Origin of the sequence: Pontibacter sp. MBLB2868, assembly GCF_051904785.1 — a bacterium.
GTDB lineage: Bacteria > Bacteroidota > Bacteroidia > Cytophagales > Hymenobacteraceae > Pontibacter.
The window spans coordinates 1,691,743-1,711,137 of record NZ_CP196710.1 but is presented as its reverse complement, the minus strand read 5'-3'; the positions used below and the strand labels follow the sequence as shown (position 1 = coordinate 1,711,137).

Here is a 19,395-nt window from a genome sequence, read left to right as displayed (position 1 = left end):
ATGCGAAAAATAGTTGTAGTTGATTATCTCAAAGACTGGGATGTTCCGCTTGAGGATGTAGAAGTGATCGAAGCGCAAAGTTACCTGACGGACACTGTTTATACTGATATCCGTAACGCCAGAATCTTTAATCTTTGCCGTTCCTATAAATACCAGAGCGCTGGCTATTATGTCTCCTTACTTGCTGAAGCGAGAGGGCATAAGTCAATTCCAAGCGTCACGACCATGCAGGACCTGAAGAGCCCAACCATTGTTCGGGCCATTACTGTAGAGATAAATGAGTTAATTCAGAAAAGCCTGGCAAGCCTCCGCTCAAAAAGCTTTACGCTAAGCATATATTTTGGGCAAAACGTAGCGCAAAAGTATGAGAAGCTATGCAAACAGCTCCATGATTTATTTCAGGCACCTTTGCTTCGGGCTCAGTTTGTTTTTAAGGATGAGTGGGTATTGCAAAGTATCTCTCCGATTCCTGTAACTGAAATACCCGAACATCATTGGCGATATGTCAAGAGTTTTGCAAAGGCATATTTTGCCAGGCATCGGTTTTCAGGTGCGCGTATTACCCGCAAGACCTATGACCTGGCTATACTTATTGACCCGGACGAAAAGGAACCGCCATCCAATAAAAAAGCCATTCAAAACTTTATGGATGAAGCTGACTCGCAGGGATTTTATGTGGAGTTAATTACCAAGGACGATTACAGGCGATTGCCAGAGTTCGATGCCCTTTTTATAAGAGAAACTACCGCTGTAAACCATCATACATACAAGTTTGCCCGCAAAGCGTTTACTGATGGCCTTGCCGTAATTGATGACCCGGTTTCTATACTTCGCTGCACAAACAAAGTATACCTGGCAGAGCTGCTTGCAAAAGCGAAAGTGCCCACACCTAAAACCATGATCATCCATAAGGATAACAAAGATGCGGTGGAGGCGGAGCTTGGTCTTCCGTGTGTCCTCAAAAAGCCGGACAGTTCCTTTTCGCAAGGCGTGGTAAAAGCGAAAGACAGAGAAAGCCTGCAGCAGGAGCTAAACCTTATGCTCGCTGACTCAGAATTAATTATAGGGCAGGAATTCCTGCCTACAGATTACGACTGGAGAATTGGTGTGCTGGATAAACAGCCACTGTATGCCTGCAAGTATTTTATGGCCAAAGGGCATTGGCAAATTTATAATTGGGAAGGAAAGAAACAAGACACCGCCGGAGACGTAGAGACAATCCCCTTCGAAGATGTTCCTTTTTCTGTACTGCATACTGCGCTTAAAGCTGCAAACCTTATCGGTAACGGCTTGTATGGTGTGGATGTTAAAGAAATAGATGGAAAAGCTTACATCATCGAAGTAAACGATAACCCCAGCATAGAAGCTGGTTGTGAAGACAAAATTCTAAAAAAGAACCTCTATGCATCCATTATTAAGTCCATTAAGCGTCGTATCGACAATCACAAAAACATCAGAACAAATGAGTAACAGGAAAACACCCCTGCACTTGTTCCAAGGCTTTGGGGTAGAGTTGGAGTACATGATCGTTCAGAAAGATTCGCTTAAAGTAAGCCCCATTACAGATAAGCTCATTTATGATGAGGTAGGGGCTTATGTGTCGGATGTGGAATTCGGAGAAATTGCCTGGAGTAACGAACTCGTACTGCATGTGGTGGAGCTAAAAACCCAGGGTCCTGTAGAGAGTCTTCCGGGCTTACAGTGGAAGATGCTGGAACATGTACGGAAGATCAACCAGATGCTGGAAAAGTATGATGCAATGCTTTTGCCAACAGGTGCGCATCCGCTGATGAACCCGGATACGGACACCAGACTCTGGCCACATGAATATAATGCTATATATGAGGCTTATAACAAAATATTTGACTGCCGCGGGCATGGGTGGGCTAACCTTCAGAGCACGCACCTGAACCTGCCGTTTGCGAATGATACAGAGTTTGAGAAGCTGCATGCGGCCATACGCCTACTGCTACCGATCATCCCGGCAATCAGTGCCTCATCACCAGTTCTGGATGGAAAGATAAGTGGCTTTGATGATACAAGGTTAGAGGTATACCGCCACAACCAGGATCGTATTCCTTCCATAGCAGGAAAAATAATCCCAGAACGCGCTTTCTCAAAAGCAGAGTATGAGGAGAAAATACTCAACCCGATCTATGCTGATATGAAGCCTTACGATCAGGAAGGTGTGCTGCAGGAAGAGTTCCTGAATTCAAGAGGGGCTATTGCCCGGTTTCAGCGAAACGCAATTGAAATTCGGTTGATCGATATCCAGGAGAGCCCTGTAGCGGATATGGCAGTTTTACAGGCTGTAGTGGCAGTTTTACAGGCCCTGGTTTCAGAGCGTTGGATAAGTATAGCAGAACTTAAAAAATGGGAGGAAGAAAAATTAGCCGCAATACTTTCAGATGTTATAAAGAACGGACAGCAGGCTGTTATCACTGATTTTGACTTTCTGGCTTGTTTCGGGTTTAAGTGTAATGAAAACTGTACAGTAGGGGAGTTGTGGAAGTTTTTGGTGAACGAGACATTGGTGCTCGATGAGCAGCCAGAGGTCGCTTATGCGTTGCATGTCATACTTTCGAGGGGCAACCTGTCCCGAAGAATACTGGAGGCTATCGGTCAGAATCCTTCCGAACAAAAAATTATGGAAGTATACCGGCAATTAGCTATTTGCCTTCATAATGGCGGTGTATTTTTATCAGGTAAGCCATGCTAAAGTTGTTGCTAACGTGCGAACATGGTGGTAACGAAATTCCGGCGGAATATCAGCCTTATTTTATGGGCCATCAAAAGGAACTAGCTTCGCATCTAGGGTATGACATTGGAGCGCTCGATCTGTTCAAAGACCTCGAAGACATGGCTGATGTCAGCTTCTTTTCGCAAACTTCGCGTCTTTTAGTAGAGCTCAACAGATCGTTGCATCATAAAAAGCTTTTCTCTGATATTTCCGGTTCAATAAGTGATAAGCAGAAGAATGAGATTTTAAAGAACTATTATTACCCTTACCGCGACGGTGTGGAGCAAATGGTGCATGACTTAACGCGTGCTGGGAGGCGTGTACTACACATTTCCATACATTCGTTTACACCGGTTCTTGATGGTGAAGAACGCAAAGCAGACATAGGCATATTGTATGACCCCAAGCGTAGAAGAGAGCAAGCTTTCTGTAGAGATTGGAAGCAGCAGATGCTGAAACAAATGCCAGATCTCCTCATTCGCAATAACTACCCTTATCTCGGAATATCGGATGGACTGCCTACTTATTTGAGAAAAAAATTCAGGGAAAAAGAATACCTGGGAATTGAGCTGGAAGTGAACCAGAAATTTCCGCTAGGTGACCAGGAGCAGTGGCAGGCACTTAAAGCAGTAATCCGGCAGGCGCTAAAAGCTGTGATTCAGGAGCATTGCCCCGGAGATCAGCAGCCGGAACAGGTGAAATTTTATACTTCAAGAGTACCAGAGTATAACAAAAAGGGGCAACATTAAGTATTGTCTATAAACCGTATATTTCTGATGTTCAGATATATCATTTTCTCATAATTCTTTATCATCATTAAACTTACTACTATGAAAATTAGAAATCTACTCAATCTATTGGTGGTGCTTTTGGTCGGGCAACTCATGTTTGCTTGTAGTTCTGCCAAATATTATGAATTTGCTGCGCATAAACCTGAAGCTTTTAATAAAGCGAAGGAAAAGCCTGCAGTAACGGATCAGGAGAAAGCAGAAACAACATTATCACAGATCGCTTTGGAAGCAGCAACAGCCAAAGATCAGGAAAATGCTTCTGCTCCTATACTGGAAGCAAGTGCAGCTAAACCTGCTCCCGCTGTTTTGCCTAAACCTGTGGTGAAAGAGGAAGTTGCTACTGCCAACACAGCAACACTTACTGAAGCCGAAGCATTGGCTATGGCAAAGGAGAATATTGCCTCCTTGACCAAGTCAGAAAAAAGAGAACTGAAAAAGGATTTGAAAGAAGCAGTTCGGCAGGATAGAGGACGTTCAGGAACATCCATCATCGAGCTTGTGCTGGCCGTACTACTTCCGCCACTGGCTGTATTCCTGCACGACGGTATAGGAACATCGTTCTGGATCAATATTATCCTTACGTTACTGTTTATAATACCAGGTATCATCCATGCTTTATTGGTTGTAACAGACTCCATTTAATATTCTTACCAAATTTGTAAACAGCAAAGCACCGCATCAAACGGTGCTTTGCTGTTTTTGTATAGCAACAAGCTTAACCAGAAGCACTATAATTCGTTTTAGTAAATGCTTCATTAACCCATCTGGTACATGGAATACAAGGACTATTATAAAATTCTTGGTGTAGATAAAACTGCTTCTCAGGCAGATATTAAAAAGGCTTACCGGGCCTTGGCAAAAAAATACCACCCTGACAAAACCAAAGGCGATCCCGCTGCTGAAGAAAAATTCAAAGACATTTCAGAGGCCTATGAAGTATTAGGAGATAAAGAAAAAAGGCAGCAATATGATCAACTAGGATCAAACTGGCGACAATTTCAGCAAGGAGGGGGCGCTGGCGGGCAATATTATGGCCGACCAGGAGGTGGTTTCCAGGGAGGGTATTCTCAAAGTGACATCAATGACATGTTCGGCGGTGGTGGAGGAGGTTTTTCTGATTTCTTTGAGCAATTTTTTGGCGGTGGCGCAGGTTTTGGGCAAGCTCAGGGGAGCCGTGGCAGAACCCGGCCTCAAAAAGGGCACGACTATCAGGCCGAAATAGAAATTACGCTGCAGGAAGCTTTTGCCGGCACATCACGGTTGCTGAACGTAAACAACCAGCAGTTACGGATTAAAATTAAACCCGGGGTAACAAGTGGCCAGACCTTACGCATTAAAGGCAAGGGGGCAGAGGCGGCAGGTGGAGCCGGCGATCTTTATATACAAGTTACAGTTAAACCAGATGCAAATTTTGAGCGCAAAGGGGATGACCTGTACACCAGTCTGCCTTTGGATATGTACACTGCCATACTTGGCGGTGATGCACTTGTAAAGACCATGAGCGGAGAATTGAAGTTGAAAATACCGGCTGGCACACAAAGCGGAAAAACACTAAGGTTACGCGGCAAGGGAATGCCACTTTATGATAAGCCTGATCTTCACGGTGATCTTTACGTAAAGATAGATATCAAGCTGCCAACCAATCTTACAAGTGAGGAGCGGAGCCTGTTTGAAAGGCTGCGTGAACTCCGGCACGAGAAAGCAGCGTAAGAATAAGAAATTGGCTTTTATCATTCAAAAAGGCACTGCTATGTTAATGACCATAGATACAACCACTGTCAATACATCCCTAGATGACTTCCTGGATAGCATGGCTGACCGGAACCTTACTTTTTATGCATCCGACCTTTTGCAGGTAACCGGGTACGAAAGTATGGAAGAGTTAAGCCAGGCGTTAAAAAGAGCAACGGAAGTTTGTAATTGTATGCACCTGCCCCTTCGCGAAAACTTTAAAGTTGTGTATCGTTCCAAGGCAGGTTCTGTGGTTCAGGACTGGCGTTTATCTCCGATGGCATATTTGCTGATGGTGATCAACTCAAATTCCCAGAATGATCTGGTAGCGCAGTTACAGGTCGAAATGGTAAAGCGGGTGCTTAATACTTAAGCTAAACCGGGGAATCTGTCAGTTTCTCATGCTTTGTAACAGCATTTACCCAGTCAAAGCTCAGGCAGAGCCTTCTCATATTTTCAGGTAATTCAGCCGCTATATGTGTCAATTCTCCGGTAAAAGGGTGAGTGAATTGCATCTCATAAGCATGCAGCAGAAGTGCTTTACTATCTAATTCTTCCAAAAACATCTTGTTGTGGCGCCAGTCCCCGTGCCTTTTGTCTCCTATAATATAGTGCCTGATGTGGGCAAAGTGTTTTCTGATCTGGTGCATGCGCCCGGTTTCGGGTACTATTTTTACCAGGCTATAACGAGCTGTGCTGTAACGGCCTACAGCGATAGGTAATTCAATGGTTGCCAGTCGTGTGTAATGCGTGACGGCATCCTGTGCTTCTTTATGCTGATGATCTTTGTCCGGACGAATAGGATTGTCAATTGTTTCAGATTCCGCTGTATAGCCACGAACGATGGCATAATATGTTTTAGTTACCTGTCGCTCTTCAAATGCCTGCACCATAGGAGTGGCGGCTGCCGAATTTTTAGCAAATAGCAGCACTCCGGAAGTACCTCTGTCCAGGCGGTGTACAGGGTAAACCCTATAGCCTAGCTGATCTCTTAGCAATTGTAAGGCAAATTCTTTTTTCTCTTCTGCTATACGCGTACGATGCACTAGCAAACCATTGGGCTTGTTAATAGCAACATACTGCTCATCCTCATAAATTATAGTAAGCACGATTTATCGGTTTTATGCAGTGCAAATATACAGCAAAAACCACCTTTTGCATGTTTCGTAAGTCACCATGCTAAAGCTTCATGTATATTTGCAGCCGTAAGTAAATAATAATTGATCCGGAATGGCTATTTCATTAGATAATCTCAGAAAAGGAAGAAACTACAGATTAACAAACCATGGGGAGGTTTTTGACTTCCAGGTAAAAGAAATGCCGGAGGAGGGAATATTTATTGTAAAAGACCTCCATACCCTCGAAACATATCCGCTTCACGACCTCACCAAATATGGAAAAGGGAAGGACTTTGATCTGGAGGAACTATAACAACCTGATTGTTAAGATATAGTAAATAAAAATGATCCGCAGTTACATTCTACAAACCTTCCAATAGATCAGGATGCGCTAATAAAAGGTGTTAGTGTTTGAGCAGAAACAAGCCAATCGTAGCCCATTTCGTAGGTAGTAAATAACCTGACGTCCACCTGATTATATACCATTGCATTTAAGGCATCGTGCATTTTATAGGTTACCAACTGCTGAAACGCATCCTGTTGTACGATACGTGCATAACGCTCCACATGTAAACTTTGGATATAGGCAGCACATATTTCTGCCGTCCAGCGTTGCATGCCAAGTGTTATATTAATTCCCAGCCGGTTATCTGATAGTAGATTTTTAATTTTCAACTCTTTAGCAAAGTCAAGGAACGTTACGAAAGTACCCTGAAATTCTAATTCCTCTGGTTGTCTCAACCATGTCAATCTTAATACAAGCCCACTCTGTAAAATATCTATCTGAGAATGCTTGTCTTTATATAATAATGTCATTTACAAATACTTAATACCACACTTTATCTTTTATATAACATTATTTATGCCGGAAAATTCATAAAAAAATGGAGCTCTTAAGATTGTTAAAATATTGCAATTAAATTGTTGAACATAAGAGAACCAAGACATGTATATTTGATTTAGAACTTTATGATAATTTAAATGATTGGTTTAGAGAAAGATGCTGCTTATGAGAAGGTTTTTGTAAGTGACTATCTCACCACATATGCGCATTCGAAAGACAGGTACCTCTTAGCTGATTGGAAAGGGGTTTTGGATGCCACAACTGCAAAAAATGGTTGTTTAGCTGTGCTTGATTCCTTAAAAAAGTATCCATTTGAAAAGGTACTTAATAATAACACCAATGTAACGGGTCATTATCCGGGCGCAATTGATTGGGTCGGTAAAGTATGGTTCCCAAGTATGCATGACCTTGGGGTGAGATGGTTTGCCTGGGTTTATTCTCCTGATTTCTATACGCAGATAGGAACTGATGTTATTATTAACCTGAGTTCTAGGGTAACCATCGAAACGTTTTATAGTATTCTGGATGCATACATCTGGTTGAACCAAAAGCCTATCTCGAAACCTTAAAACTTTAATTAATACTAATTAATAATTGATAATATCTGCTAACTGGTGACCAAAACTCATTGTGAAATATATGGATGCAATAGCTGGTGTAGTTTCCCGTTTTATTTGTGGCAGGCTATAAAAGTTGGGTGAACGGAGTTTATAGCTTCACGTATAATCAGCTAAACAGAGAGATATTATGCAGGCAGATAAACAACATTATTTCGTTTATATATTTGGTGAGCAACCCGGTTCAGATGTGCAGATTGGTATAGCTGACGATCTACGTGCTCAAATTGTCCAGCGGAATGCAGATCATGCGCAAAACGCAACTACTCATCCTTCCAACAAGCTGGTATATTATGAGCATTATGATGTTGAGTCTATCGCTCAGAACAGAGAGCATCAAATCAAGAGCGGAGGTAAGGATACAACGTATAGTCTGATAGCATCTATGAATCCTAACTGGCTTGACTTGAGCGATACGTTGTAATACCCCAGGTAAAGTTAATATTGCACACCTTTTGCAATGGCTGATGCCCGCCTAAAATTTTAGAGCTGTGCATCAGCTAGTCATGCTAATCCCTATTTTTCTTTAGTTGCATAATTAGTCTTTCAGCCACTCATCTCTTAAATTTATATTTTATTAGGCTATAACCTTCCAAAACACCTATTATACCTGCTATTGTGAAGCAAGCAAAGAGTAACCTCAGTGACAACATTCGGCTACAGGTTTTTGTGGTGTTGGTAGGAGTTCTTCTTTTGATAGCAAAGTTTGTTGCTTTCTTTATTACTAATTCAAATGCTATACTTACTGATGCGCTGGAGTCCATAATAAATGTGGTAGCTGGCGCTTTTTCTTTGTATAGCCTTATCATTTCATCCCGCCCCAAAGATCTTAACCATCCCTATGGCCACGGCAAGATTGAGTTTGTGGCAGCAACTCTCGAGGGTTCCCTCATTCTGATAGCGGGTGGTGCAATTATCATTAAGTCTATTTTTAATCTTTTTGAACCTGTTGTTCTGCATCAACTTGACATTGGTATACTACTGACTGCTGCAGCCGGAATTGTAAACTATGTTGTTGGTTTTTTAACTGAAAGAAGAGGACGGCATAGCAACTCATTAGTTTTGGTTGCCGGAGGGAAGCACCTCAAAACGGATGCTTACTCAACTGCAGGTATACTGATTGGCTTGCTACTGATCTACATAACAGGCTTTATTTGGCTTGATAGTATTGTTGCCGTGATCTTCGGCATCATAATCTGTATAACAGGTTACCGCATACTCCGGTCTTCTATTGCCGGTATCATGGACGAGGCTGATTATGAGCTTCTAAATCAGATCGTTTCTGTTTTGAATAACAACAGGAGAGAAAACTGGATCGATATCCATAACCTGAGGGTAATTAAATACGGGGCTACTTTACACATTGACTGCCATCTTACTGTGCCCTGGTACCTTAATGTACTTGAAGCGCATGATGAGGTTGAAGCTGTTGGCAGACTGGTAAGAGATAAGATCGACCCTAGCATAGAACTTTTTATACATACTGATCCATGTATAGAAGCTTCCTGCTCTATATGCACTAAAGAGGATTGCAAAGTTAGAAGGGCTCCTTTTAAGGATCGAATTGAATGGGAACTTGACAAAGTAATTTCAGACAGAAAACACAGCCTGTATTAAAAGGCATCTGAATATTTTTTTACTTTCAGAGTGCCCGATTTGTAGCTTTATTGGTTTTTGCTGATCTGTTAGATGACTGTTTCCGTAAAACAAAGAATAAAGCACTCATTATGTTACAACAGATACTCTATTCGTTTTTACCCCTTCTTTTTTTAGTAGCCTCCTGTTCAGAGAGAGGTACAGATTCATCTCAGGCTGAATTTACAGAGGAGCAGGCACTTGTAAACATTGATACCGCAGGCCTTTCTAAGGCAACTTTTGCAGGTGGATGTTTCTGGTGTACAGAAGCATACTTCGAACGCCTGGAAGGTGTGGAGGCAGTTATTTCAGGCTATTCAGGTGGCACCAAGCCTAACCCCACTTATAGTGAAGTAAGCGCAGGGAGCACAAATTATGCTGAATCCGTGCAAGTATACTATAATCCGGATAAAATCAGCTTTTCTGAACTTGTCGAAGTCTTTTTTGCCACACATGACCCTACAACATTAAACAGGCAGGGGCCAGATATTGGTAAGCAGTACAGGTCTATCGCGTTTTACCGAACTCCGGAAGAAAAAAAGATTATTGTAGATTATATTAACAAGCTTGAGCAATCCGGTGCCTATCAGAACGACATTGTAACATCTGTTGAACCATTCAAGAAATTTTGGCAAGCAGAGGAATATCACCAGGATTATTACGAACGTAATCCAAATGACCCTTATGTTACTTCAGTTGCAAGACCAAAAGTGCAGAAGTTCGAGTCAAATTACCATAATAAGCTGAAATCAGAGTATATGAACTAACGGCTTTGCCATCAAATTCTTGCAATTTGCCGTAGTATGAAGTCTAAAGTGTTTTTCAACAAAAAACTGTACTATGGGCTTTATAATTAATCTGCTTGTTACGGCATTTGTCATCCTAATTCTTTCTTATGCGATGTCAAGTGTGCATGTGAAAAGCTTTTGGACAGCCTTATGGGTTGCTTTCCTTACTGCTATTTTTACGGCCACTATTGGTTGGATCTTAGGTGGCATCCTCAATTTATTTACCTTTTTCCTTCTTGAAGCAATTGTTGGTTTATTAGTTACCGCACTTATGCTGAAACTAGTAGATAAGCTGGTAGGTAATTTTAAGATTGACGGGTTTTTACCTGCCTTGATCATTGCCATAGCCGTTGCTGTAGCCTTGGCGATTGTGGGCTGGATAAGAGGTGATAATGATGACAGGTATACTTTGTTGCAGAATCAGCCCGGGGTTGAACAAGTATACAAGGCATAAACTATCTCTTAAATATGAAAGGTGCCTTTATGCAGATTTTATTCTGCGTAAAGGCACCTTTCATTGGAATAGAAATGCGCTAAAGCGTTAGCTTTTATGGGTTACAAATCTGGAAGTTGCTCCATTTCCTGTTCTGTGAAAACCCTTGATCTGATGTGAAACCGTACTCCCATTGGGATCTCTAATGAAAAGCTGGACCCTCTTCCTGGAGTTACATCAAGCATAAGCTGCGTATGTTTCCAATATTCGTACTGATCCCTGGCCATATAAAATTTGCAACCATACACTTCACCGAGCAGCACATCACTGTCACCAACTTTAAATTCACCTTCCTCAAAGCACATAGGTTGTGAGCCGTCGCAGCAGCCACCGCTTTGATGAAACATTAACTGTCCGTGTTGAGCTCGCAGCTTGTCAATGACTTCCTTCGCTGCTTCTGTTATTGTTACCCGTTCTACTTCATGCATGGCAGTTTAATATTAAATAAGCCCCGCCTGTGCGCTGCTGGCGGGGCTTAGATGTGTTTTAATTAAAAGAAACCGAGCTTCTTCTTGTCATAAGAAATAAGCATGTTCTTTGTCTGGCGGTAGTGGTTAAGCATCATTTTGTGGTTCTCACGTCCGAATCCTGATTTCTTATACCCTCCGAACGGCGCATGAGCCGGATAAGCATGGTAGCAGTTTACCCACACGCGTCCAGCCTGAATAGCACGAGGCACCTGGTAAATCTCATGGGCATCCCGGGTCCAGAGTCCAGCTCCAAGACCATACAGGGTGTCATTTGCAAGTTCTATGGCTTCTTCAGTTGTTTTGAAAGTAGTTACAGAAGTAACCGGACCAAATATCTCTTCCTGGAAAACACGCATTTTATTAGATCCCTTGAAGATGGTTGGCTGTATGTAATAGCCTTTTTCTAACCCGCTGTTAAGGCTTGCAACACCGCCGCCAACTAAAACTTCTGCTCCTTCCTGTTTACCGATATCCATGTAGGAAAGTATCTTCTCAAACTGGTCGTTGGAGGCTTGTGCACCCATCATCGTGTCTTCTGCGAGCGGATGACCCACCTTTATGTCCTTCGTGCGTTGCACCACACGTTCCATGAAACGGTCGTAAGCACTTTCGTGTACTAAAATGCGTGACGGACAAGTACATACCTCGCCCTGGTTCAGCGCAAACATCACAGCCCCTTCAACGCATTTGTCAAAAAAGTCATCATCTGCATCCGCAATGCTTGGCATAAATATGTTTGGAGACTTGCCACCCAGTTCCATTGTTACCGGAATCAGGTTCTCTGAAGCGTACTGCATAATTAAGCGTCCGGTGGTGGTTTCGCCTGTAAAAGCAACTTTGGCAACACGAGGGGAGGAGGCAAGGGGCTTTCCGGCTTCAGGACCAAAACCTGACACAACGTTGATGACACCAGCCGGCACAACATCCTGTATCAGTTCCATGAGCATCATGATGCTGGTAGGTGTCTGCTCTGCAGGCTTCATCACGATACAACAACCCGCAGCCAGTGCTGGAGCCATTTTCCAGGTCGCCATCAAAAGTGGGAAGTTCCAAGGGATGATCTGACCTACTACACCTATTGGCTCCTGTAAGTTAATGCTGATAGTGTACTCATCATGCTCCGACATCGTGCTTTCATCAGCACGAATCACACCAGCAAAATAACGGAAGTGATCAATACAAAGTGGGATATCAGCAGCACGGGTTTCACGGATAGCTTTGCCATTGTCCACAGTTTCAGCCCGGGCCAGCATCTCTGCATTCTGCTCAATAATGTTGGCGATATCCAACAATACCTTGCTACGAGCTGCTGCCGATGTCTTAGACCATGATTTAAAAGCTTTATGTGCGGCATCAAGGGCTTTTTCTATATCTTCTTTGTTGCCGCGTGCAGCTTTAGTGAAGGCCTTGCCATCAATTGGAGATATATTATCAAAATACTCTCCGGTAGAAGGTGCAACCCATTCACCACCTATAAAGTGGTCATATTTTTCTTTAAACTTTGGGCGTTCCAGGATAATGGATTTTTCCTGTGGTGTTGCTACTGCATCCATAGTGTTTATATTTAGTTTTGTTAGAAAGAACTTTAATTAAAGTTCAATAAATACACCGTTTAATACTCAACCTATTGTCTAAAATTTTGTTCTTATCGTATCATCTTGAACGGGTACACTGATCAACTAACGGAACTATGCCTAAAAGCCACAAATTACATGCTGTCCCTCTTCGCAATAAGAATTCTTTACTGACCCTGGTCGAGAACAGATCTGTTTACAGCATGGAGGCTTGTGAGTTGAATGTGTTTGAGACGCATCAGCAAGCTGAAAACGTAAATCTACAATTTGGTGACTGGCTGCTTACAAGTATGTTGCGGGGCAAAAAGATCATGCGGCTGGCTGACAGACCAGGTTTTGACTATTTACCTGGCGAGTCTGTTATTGTACCCCCTAACGAGCTAATGAAAATTGATTTTCCTGAAGCTAACAAGGAAACACCAACGCAGTGTCTGGCACTAGCCATTTCAGCTGAGCAGATTCGCTCCACAATCCAACTCCTAAATGAACGGCATACCAAAGTAGAGGAAGGAGAGGAGTGGCTTATTCGGGGGGAGCACCTCCATTTAGCCAATAATCTGGACCTGGCAGATATTATTAACAGGCTCATAAAAATCAGTTTAAATGAGCACAGCAGAGAAAAAGATCTACTAGCTAACTTAGCATTAAATGAGCTTCTGATTCGTTTAATGCAAACGCAAGCCCGTGAGTTTTTCGAATTAAATTATAAACGACTAGCCGGTTCTCACCGTTTCGGGTATATTATTGACTATATAAAAGAGAATATTACGTCCGTTATTGATGTTGAACGCCTGAGTGACAAAGCCTGTATGAGCCGCGCCAGTTTCTTTCGGAAATTTAAAGAGGAATTTGGCTTTACACCGGCAGATTACATTCTAAAAGAGCGTATAAAACTGGCCAAAAAATTTCTCCGGGATCCCTATAATTCAGTGACACAAGCCTGCTTTATGAGTGGCTTCCAGAACCTGAGTTACTTCATCCGTGCCTTTAAAAAGTTAGAGGGCACTACACCAAAAGCATATCAAATAAGCAGACAGATTTAGGGAACGCTTTTACATGTATCAATAGCCTTGGATAAAATAATTTAGCATATATTTAATATAAAATATATATCCTCGTCTATAAGTTTGATTCTATATTGATGAAAAGAAAGCTACTGCTGTTACTGTTTTTACTTTTTACCCAAAAATGCCTGTTAGCGCAACAAGTTCGGTTTGAGCAAGGACCTCTGGAGAAGGTGTTATCCAAAGCCCGTGAATTAAACAAGCCTGTATTTATACTAGTCTCACCACCTGTCTCATCAGCCAGTTTACCAGAACATCTAGTTAAAGCCTACAATACGACAGGCTTAGATGATCAGCAGGTAATAAAGGAGCTGAACCGAACTTTCTTAAACTATAAAGTACCTTTTGGATCGTCGGATGCTAAAGTACTTTCTAACCTGTACAGCATCAGTGAATATCCAACGTACTTGTTTCTGAACCCGGACGGAGCGCTGATCCATCGTGCATCTAAAACTTCATCAAACCCACAGTATTTTTTACAGCAAATTTCGTCATTCCAAACTAAGAGAGCAGGTGAAAATAACCTGAGCTATTTCCAGAAGGAGTACAGGCAGGGCAGGAGGGACAGAGCTTTTCTGAAAAGATATATGCTTCTGCAGCAGGATCTGGGTATTTTGGTTTCTCAAGAGCTTCTGGAAGAATATGTTGACCAATTGCCTGTTAGTGTAGTAGACTCCTTTCCTGAAGTAGTTTTTATTCATGAATTTGGACCAGTTGTTGAAAGTAAAGCCTTTAAATTTGCCCGGTTAAATCAGCAAATGGTCAACAAACTATATAGCACACTGCCATTATCAAAAAGGCTGGCAATTAATAATAAAATTATTAATAATACTTCGAAGCAAGCTATTGAACATAATAATCAAGCATTGGCACTAAAAGGGGCCAATTTTGCCAGATCAACCTGGGGAAAAGAGTACCGGAAGGGACAAAGAGCGTTCGACGATAATATGCTAAGGTTTTACAGGGCCACAGGCGATACAGCTAATTATCTGCCAACTCTGGTCTCATACTATGACAGGTATTATATGACTATCAAAGCAGACTCGGTTGAAGAAATGATGGCTGCCGAAGATTCCTTAATAAATGAAAGAAGAAAAAACTACGAAGAAATTAAAAAGCAATTACCGGAGGGTGCTAAAAGCGAAACCAGATCTGTTGTTAGAGTATCATCCGCAAATTCGGAACGATCGTTTTATACAAACTTAAACAATGCTGCATACCAGGTATATAGTTCGGGAACAACAAATAACATATACCTGAGTCGGGCATTAGCCTGGAGCAAAAGAACGGTTGCAGAAAATCCTAAAGCGGCTTTTTATGACACGTATGCGCATGTGCTTTATAAATTAGAGTTTTTTAATGAGGCAGAAGCGATGCAGGAAAAAGCTGTAGAGTTGGCAAAAGATGAGAATTTACCAACGACACATTTCTTGAAAGAACTAGATAAAATTAAGCAGAGAAAGTTATAGTATACTGAAGCTGATGCTATTTAACATAAAGTAAATTATTAGTGACACTTATTATGAAAGATTCAATCGTAAATTATAAGTCTTATAATTTATATTATGTTAAGTAGTGTTTCTCTATTACCATCTCAACCTTGTTTATCTGTGCTGTTTCTTTAATAAGTAATCAGGATTAGGCTGATCTGTAATACTGGATTATAGCGCATAAAAAAAAGGGAAGCTTTTCAGCCTCCCTTTTCTTTATTACATCTAATGCTTATTTGTTAAGCATTTTGCTGTATTTATCAGCTTCAGCCTTACGACCTAAGCGTGTGTTCACTTTTACAAGGTTCTGGATTGTAGCCTGATCATCTGGCTGTACTTCCAATGCTTTCTGGAAATATGGCAACGAAGCTTCGTAATGCTTTTTAGCTTCTGCTTCCAGGGCCTTTCCTTTTTTCTGGTAAGTTGCATAGTCCATTTTAGCAGCCTTGTTATTGATCTCGCTACCTTTGTTGTATTCTAATACAGCTAAGTTATAGTAAGCATCAAAGTTGTTAGGATCTACCTGAATGGCTTTTTTATAGCTTTCAGTGGCTGCATCTAAATTACCTTTCTTCTCCTGAAGGTTACCTAACACTGCATAAAGGCTGGCATTATTAGGATCTGCTTTAATAGCACCTTCAAGTTTAGCCATTGCTTCGTCAGCACGGTTGTTTTTAAGGTAATACTTTAGCTCCTCCTGCATCAGGAATACACTGTTCGGATGCTCTTTAAGTGCAGCCGCAAGTGTTTTCATGATTTCTTCATCACTGGCCTCTGTAGCCTGCTGAAGCTGCACTTTAGCTTTGTAAACATCTTCTGTCTTATGACCCATGTCAATCAATTGATCATAGAACGTGATCGCTTGTGGGTAATCCTGCTTAGCTGTAGAAGCATATGCAGCGTAAAGAACAGCAGTAGTATCCTGAGGATTTACCTTAGAAGCCAACTTATACTTATCGATCGCATTATCCCAGTCCTGCTTGTTATGGAATTCTACTGCCTGGTTTAAAACCTGGCCATAAAGCATTTCCTTACGCTCCGGAACTAGCTTTGCATATTCACCATCCTTGCCATCAAGCTCAACAGCCTTGTCAAAAGACTCTAATACCAGAATTGGTGTATTATCATTGGTTAGCTTGCTATAGATCGGGTTGCCGATCATATCCTGATAAATTACACCACGGTAGAACCATGTTTTAGCTTTATCTTTTGTTTTTTTGTGCTCAATCGCCTTATCGATATCAGCTTGTGCTTTATCTAGCAAACCTTGTTTCTGGTTCATGATTGCACTGTTCACAGCTGAATTTTGCGCACTTGCCACCGTTGTTAAAGTAGCTGCCGCAAAGGCAGTTAGAAGTATTTTTTTCATACTTGTTTGTGAAATTGGTTTGTGTTTGTCTGTTAACGAATATTCAGTGAAATAAAATTCCCTTAAAATACAGATTATGCCTCCTCGGTTGTCTCCGGGTCAATCATAGTATCTGGCTGCAACGAATCATCAGGTGTTAATTCAGACTGATCTAAAACCACTTCCTCTTCGTCTTCCATCTCAATTTTTGCTACAGAAGAAATCTGATCAGTTTCATTCAGTTTGATCAGCCTCACTCCTTGTGTTGCACGCCCGATTACCCGGATGTCATTCACACGAAGCCTGATTGTGATACCTGAACGGTTAATGATCATCAGGTCGTCAGTATCTATAACACCTTTGATTGCAACCAGATTACCGGTTTTTTCAGTAACGTTCATTGTCTTAACACCTTTACCACCTCTGTTGGTGATGCGGTATTCGTCTAATAAAGAACGTTTTCCGTAACCGTTCTCTGAAACCACCAGTAGCTCTGTGTTTTCATTCTGTACACAAACCATACCAACTACTTTGTCGCTTGCTCCTGCTAGTGTCACACCTCGTACACCAGCAGCATTACGACCCATTGGTCTAACTTGTTCTTCGTTAAAGCGAATTGCTCTACCAGACTGCAGCGCGATCACTATTTCGCTGTTGCCGTTGGTCATCTGCACATCCAGCAGCCTGTCTCCTTCGTTGATCGTAATGGCGTTAATTCCATTCGTTCTTGGGCGGGAATAAGCTTCTAGTACTGTTTTCTTGATCGTACCTTTCTCAGTGATGAACACCAGGTTATGATTCAGTACAAAGTCCTGATTTTTCAGGTCATGCACGTTCAATACAGCGCGAACTTTATCCTCTTTCTCAATCTGAATGATATTTTGGATAGCACGCCCTTTGGTAGTCTTCCCTCCTTCCGGAATCTCATAAACTTTCAGCCAGAATACTTTACCGAACTCAGTAAAGAACAGCATATAATTATGGGTACTGGCAATGAAAAGGTGTTCTGTAAAATCACTTTCCTTGGATGCGGCTACACCGCGGGATCCAACGCCTCCGCGGCTCTGGCTACGGTATTCACTTAAAGAAGTACGCTTGATATACCCTTCATGAGATATAGTAATAACCATATTCTCCTCCGGGATCATGTCCTCGTAAGAAATATCACCTGTACTTGCCTCGATGCTGGTACGGCGCGCATCACCGTATCTTTCTCTGATCTCGATGAGCTCGTCTTTAATGATCTGCATTCGAAGGGCTTCGTCATTCAGGATAGAAGTCAGATAGTCGATCAGTTTCATGATCTCATCGTACTCCTGCTGTATCTTGTCGCGCTCCAGACCGGTTAAGCGCTGGAGACGCATGTCAAGTATAGCACGGGCCTGGATCTCAGAAAGTTGGAATCTCTCAATTAAACCATTACGGGCAATCTCCGGATCACGTGACGAACGGATCAGGTTGATCACTTCATCCAGGTTATCTAATGCTATCAGCAAGCCTTCCAGAATGTGTGCACGCTTTTTCGCTTCATCCAATTCATACTGGGTTCTGCGAACAACTACCTCATGACGGTGCTCCACAAAGTGGAGGATCATGTCCTTAAGGTTTAGCGTCATTGGGCGGCCTTTTACAAGTGCCACGTTATTTACGCCAAAAGATGACTGCAGCGCAGTATACTTGTAAAGATTATTAAGAACTACATTCGGGATCGCATCACGCTTCAGGTCATAAACAATGCGTAAACCATCGCGGTCAGACTCATCACGTAAGTCAGCAATGCCCTCAATTTTCTTATCATTAACAAGAGCCGCTGTCTTCTCGATCAGGGAGGCTTTGTTAACCATGTAAGGGATCTCCGTTACAATGATCTGCTCTTTACCAGATGGCAACGTTTCGAATATCGCGCGGCCACGCATCAGAACACGTCCTCTGCCCGTCTCAAACGCTGATTTAACGCCATCGTAGCCATAAATTATACCACCTGTCGGAAAGTCAGGAGCCGTGATGTAATGCATCAGTTCGGCTATTGTGATATCTTTATTATCGATGAATGCAATGATGCCGTTCACAACCTCTGTCAGGTTATGGGGAGCCATATTGGTTGCCATACCAACAGCGATACCTGATGTACCGTTGATTAGCAGGTTAGGCAACTTTGCCGGCATCACGCTTGGTTCCTTCAGCGATTCGTCGAAATTCGGGACAAAGTCAACCGTGTTTTTCTCCAGGTCCGAAAGTAGTTCATCGGCAATACGCTTCAGGCGTGCCTCGGTATAACGCATAGCAGCCGGTGAGTCGCCATCTATCGAACCGTAGTTACCTTGTCCGTCAACTAACGGGTAACGCAGTGACCATTCCTGGGCCATACGTACCATTGTTTCATAAACAGATGAATCACCGTGCGGGTGGTACTTACCAAGCACCTCTCCTACTATTCTGGCCGACTTCTTATAGGCTTTGTTATAAGATACCCCCAGTTCGGACATGCCGTAGAGCACTCTTCGGTGCACAGGCTTTAATCCATCCCGAACATCGGGTAAGGCTCTAGAAATGATAACAGACATTGAATAGTCGATATACGCACCGCGCATTTCGTCTTCAATGTTGATCGGTATTATTCGTTCGCCTTCAATCATGTCTAAGGTCTAAAATAATTAATTTGGTCTTTCTATTAAATGGCAAGTTATGCAAA

20 protein-coding genes are annotated in these 19,395 nt (G+C 42.2%); 14 read left to right on the top strand and 6 right to left on the bottom strand.

Translation table 11 applies throughout. From position 1 onward, the window contains the following. The 6 genes from ACSX1A_RS07335 to ACSX1A_RS07310 all read left to right on the top strand — a co-directional run bounded on the left by ACSX1A_RS07335 (position 1) and on the right by ACSX1A_RS07310 (position 5,635). Positions 1 to 1,470 carry a RimK family protein gene (locus ACSX1A_RS07335; RefSeq protein ID WP_439882971.1) on the top strand — a complete coding sequence of 490 codons (1,470 nt, stop codon included), beginning with the start codon at positions 1 to 3 and terminating at the stop codon, positions 1,468 to 1,470. Then, a complete protein-coding gene (locus ACSX1A_RS07330) occupies positions 1,463 to 2,719 on the top strand; it encodes a carboxylate-amine ligase (protein WP_439882970.1) in 1,257 nt (418 codons plus the stop codon). The genes ACSX1A_RS07335 and ACSX1A_RS07330 overlap by 8 nt, the downstream gene beginning before the upstream one ends. Beyond that, positions 2,713 to 3,489 carry an N-formylglutamate amidohydrolase gene (locus ACSX1A_RS07325; protein WP_439882969.1) on the top strand — a complete coding sequence of 259 codons (777 nt, stop codon included), beginning with the start codon at positions 2,713 to 2,715 and terminating at the stop codon, positions 3,487 to 3,489. Before ACSX1A_RS07330 ends, ACSX1A_RS07325 begins: the two co-directional genes overlap by 7 nt. An 81-nt stretch (positions 3,490 to 3,570) precedes the next feature. Next, positions 3,571 to 4,173 carry a YqaE/Pmp3 family membrane protein gene (locus ACSX1A_RS07320; RefSeq protein WP_439882968.1) on the top strand — a complete coding sequence of 201 codons (603 nt, stop codon included), beginning with the start codon at positions 3,571 to 3,573 and terminating at the stop codon, positions 4,171 to 4,173. Positions 4,174 to 4,302: 129 nt separating this feature from the next. Then, positions 4,303 to 5,241 carry a DnaJ C-terminal domain-containing protein gene (locus ACSX1A_RS07315; RefSeq protein ID WP_439882967.1) on the top strand — a complete coding sequence of 313 codons (939 nt, stop codon included), beginning with the start codon at positions 4,303 to 4,305 and terminating at the stop codon, positions 5,239 to 5,241. Positions 5,242 to 5,287: 46 nt separating this feature from the next. Beyond that, the gene (locus ACSX1A_RS07310; RefSeq protein WP_439882966.1) at positions 5,288 to 5,635 is read left to right on the top strand and encodes a hypothetical protein; all 348 of its coding nucleotides are present in this window, start codon (positions 5,288 to 5,290) and stop codon (positions 5,633 to 5,635) included. Position 5,636: 1 nt separating this feature from the next. Here the strand turns inward: ACSX1A_RS07310 and ACSX1A_RS07305 are convergent, their stop codons facing one another. After that, complete coding sequence (locus tag ACSX1A_RS07305) at positions 5,637 to 6,371, bottom strand: pseudouridine synthase (RefSeq protein ID WP_439882965.1); 735 nt, start codon at positions 6,369 to 6,371, stop codon at positions 5,637 to 5,639. Positions 6,372 to 6,492: 121 nt separating this feature from the next. Here ACSX1A_RS07305 and ACSX1A_RS07300 point away from each other — a divergent pair, with 121 nt between their 5' ends. Further along, entirely contained in the window at positions 6,493 to 6,693 is a 201-nt protein-coding gene (locus tag ACSX1A_RS07300) for a hypothetical protein (RefSeq protein ID WP_439882964.1), read from the top strand. A gap of 68 nt (positions 6,694 to 6,761) precedes the next feature. Here ACSX1A_RS07300 and ACSX1A_RS07295 read toward each other — a convergent pair whose 3' ends face one another. Beyond that, entirely contained in the window at positions 6,762 to 7,121 is a 360-nt protein-coding gene (locus ACSX1A_RS07295; RefSeq protein WP_439882963.1) for a hypothetical protein, read from the bottom strand. Positions 7,122 to 7,361: 240 nt separating this feature from the next. Between ACSX1A_RS07295 and ACSX1A_RS07290 the strand changes: the two genes are divergently transcribed. The 5 genes from ACSX1A_RS07290 (at position 7,362) to ACSX1A_RS07270 (ending at position 10,718) form a co-directional block, all read left to right on the top strand. Next, positions 7,362 to 7,793: a hypothetical protein gene (locus ACSX1A_RS07290; RefSeq protein WP_439882962.1), complete on the top strand. Its 432-nt coding sequence runs from the start codon at positions 7,362 to 7,364 to the stop codon at positions 7,791 to 7,793. A 178-nt stretch (positions 7,794 to 7,971) separates the two neighbouring features. Further along, complete coding sequence (locus tag ACSX1A_RS07285) at positions 7,972 to 8,265, top strand: excinuclease ABC subunit C (RefSeq protein ID WP_439882961.1); 294 nt, start codon at positions 7,972 to 7,974, stop codon at positions 8,263 to 8,265. A gap of 194 nt (positions 8,266 to 8,459) precedes the next feature. Continuing rightward, on the top strand, positions 8,460 to 9,458 hold the full coding sequence (locus ACSX1A_RS07280; protein WP_439882960.1) for a cation diffusion facilitator family transporter: 999 nt from the start codon (positions 8,460 to 8,462) through the stop codon (positions 9,456 to 9,458). A gap of 110 nt (positions 9,459 to 9,568) precedes the next feature. After that, complete coding sequence (gene msrA / locus ACSX1A_RS07275) at positions 9,569 to 10,243, top strand: peptide-methionine (S)-S-oxide reductase MsrA (protein WP_439882959.1); 675 nt, start codon at positions 9,569 to 9,571, stop codon at positions 10,241 to 10,243. 73 nt (positions 10,244 to 10,316) lie between these two features. Continuing rightward, on the top strand, positions 10,317 to 10,718 hold the full coding sequence (locus ACSX1A_RS07270; protein WP_439882958.1) for a phage holin family protein: 402 nt from the start codon (positions 10,317 to 10,319) through the stop codon (positions 10,716 to 10,718). A gap of 101 nt (positions 10,719 to 10,819) precedes the next feature. Here ACSX1A_RS07270 and ACSX1A_RS07265 read toward each other — a convergent pair whose 3' ends face one another. Next, positions 10,820 to 11,185 carry a DUF779 domain-containing protein gene (locus tag ACSX1A_RS07265; RefSeq protein WP_439882957.1) on the bottom strand — a complete coding sequence of 122 codons (366 nt, stop codon included), beginning with the start codon at positions 11,183 to 11,185 and terminating at the stop codon, positions 10,820 to 10,822. Between the two features lie 62 nt (positions 11,186 to 11,247). After that, complete coding sequence (locus ACSX1A_RS07260) at positions 11,248 to 12,780, bottom strand: aldehyde dehydrogenase family protein (protein ID WP_439882956.1); 1,533 nt, start codon at positions 12,778 to 12,780, stop codon at positions 11,248 to 11,250. A gap of 137 nt (positions 12,781 to 12,917) precedes the next feature. On the opposite strand from ACSX1A_RS07260, the gene ACSX1A_RS07255 reads away from it, so the two are divergent. Both ACSX1A_RS07255 and ACSX1A_RS07250 read left to right on the top strand, forming a co-directional pair. Beyond that, complete coding sequence (locus ACSX1A_RS07255; protein WP_439882955.1) at positions 12,918 to 13,844, top strand: AraC family transcriptional regulator; 927 nt, start codon at positions 12,918 to 12,920, stop codon at positions 13,842 to 13,844. Positions 13,845 to 14,272: 428 nt separating this feature from the next. Beyond that, positions 14,273 to 15,334, top strand: a complete 1,062-nt coding sequence (locus ACSX1A_RS07250; protein WP_439882954.1) for a hypothetical protein — start codon at positions 14,273 to 14,275, stop codon at positions 15,332 to 15,334. A gap of 253 nt (positions 15,335 to 15,587) precedes the next feature. On the opposite strand, the gene ACSX1A_RS07245 is transcribed toward ACSX1A_RS07250, so the two are convergent. Together ACSX1A_RS07245 and gyrA are read right to left on the bottom strand one after the other, a co-directional pair. Beyond that, entirely contained in the window at positions 15,588 to 16,724 is a 1,137-nt protein-coding gene (locus ACSX1A_RS07245; RefSeq protein WP_439882953.1) for a tetratricopeptide repeat protein, read from the bottom strand. A 74-nt stretch (positions 16,725 to 16,798) separates the two neighbouring features. Further along, on the bottom strand, positions 16,799 to 19,339 hold the full coding sequence (gyrA, locus tag ACSX1A_RS07240) for a DNA gyrase subunit A (protein WP_439882952.1): 2,541 nt from the start codon (positions 19,337 to 19,339) through the stop codon (positions 16,799 to 16,801). Between the last annotated feature and the right edge of the window lie 56 nt (positions 19,340 to 19,395).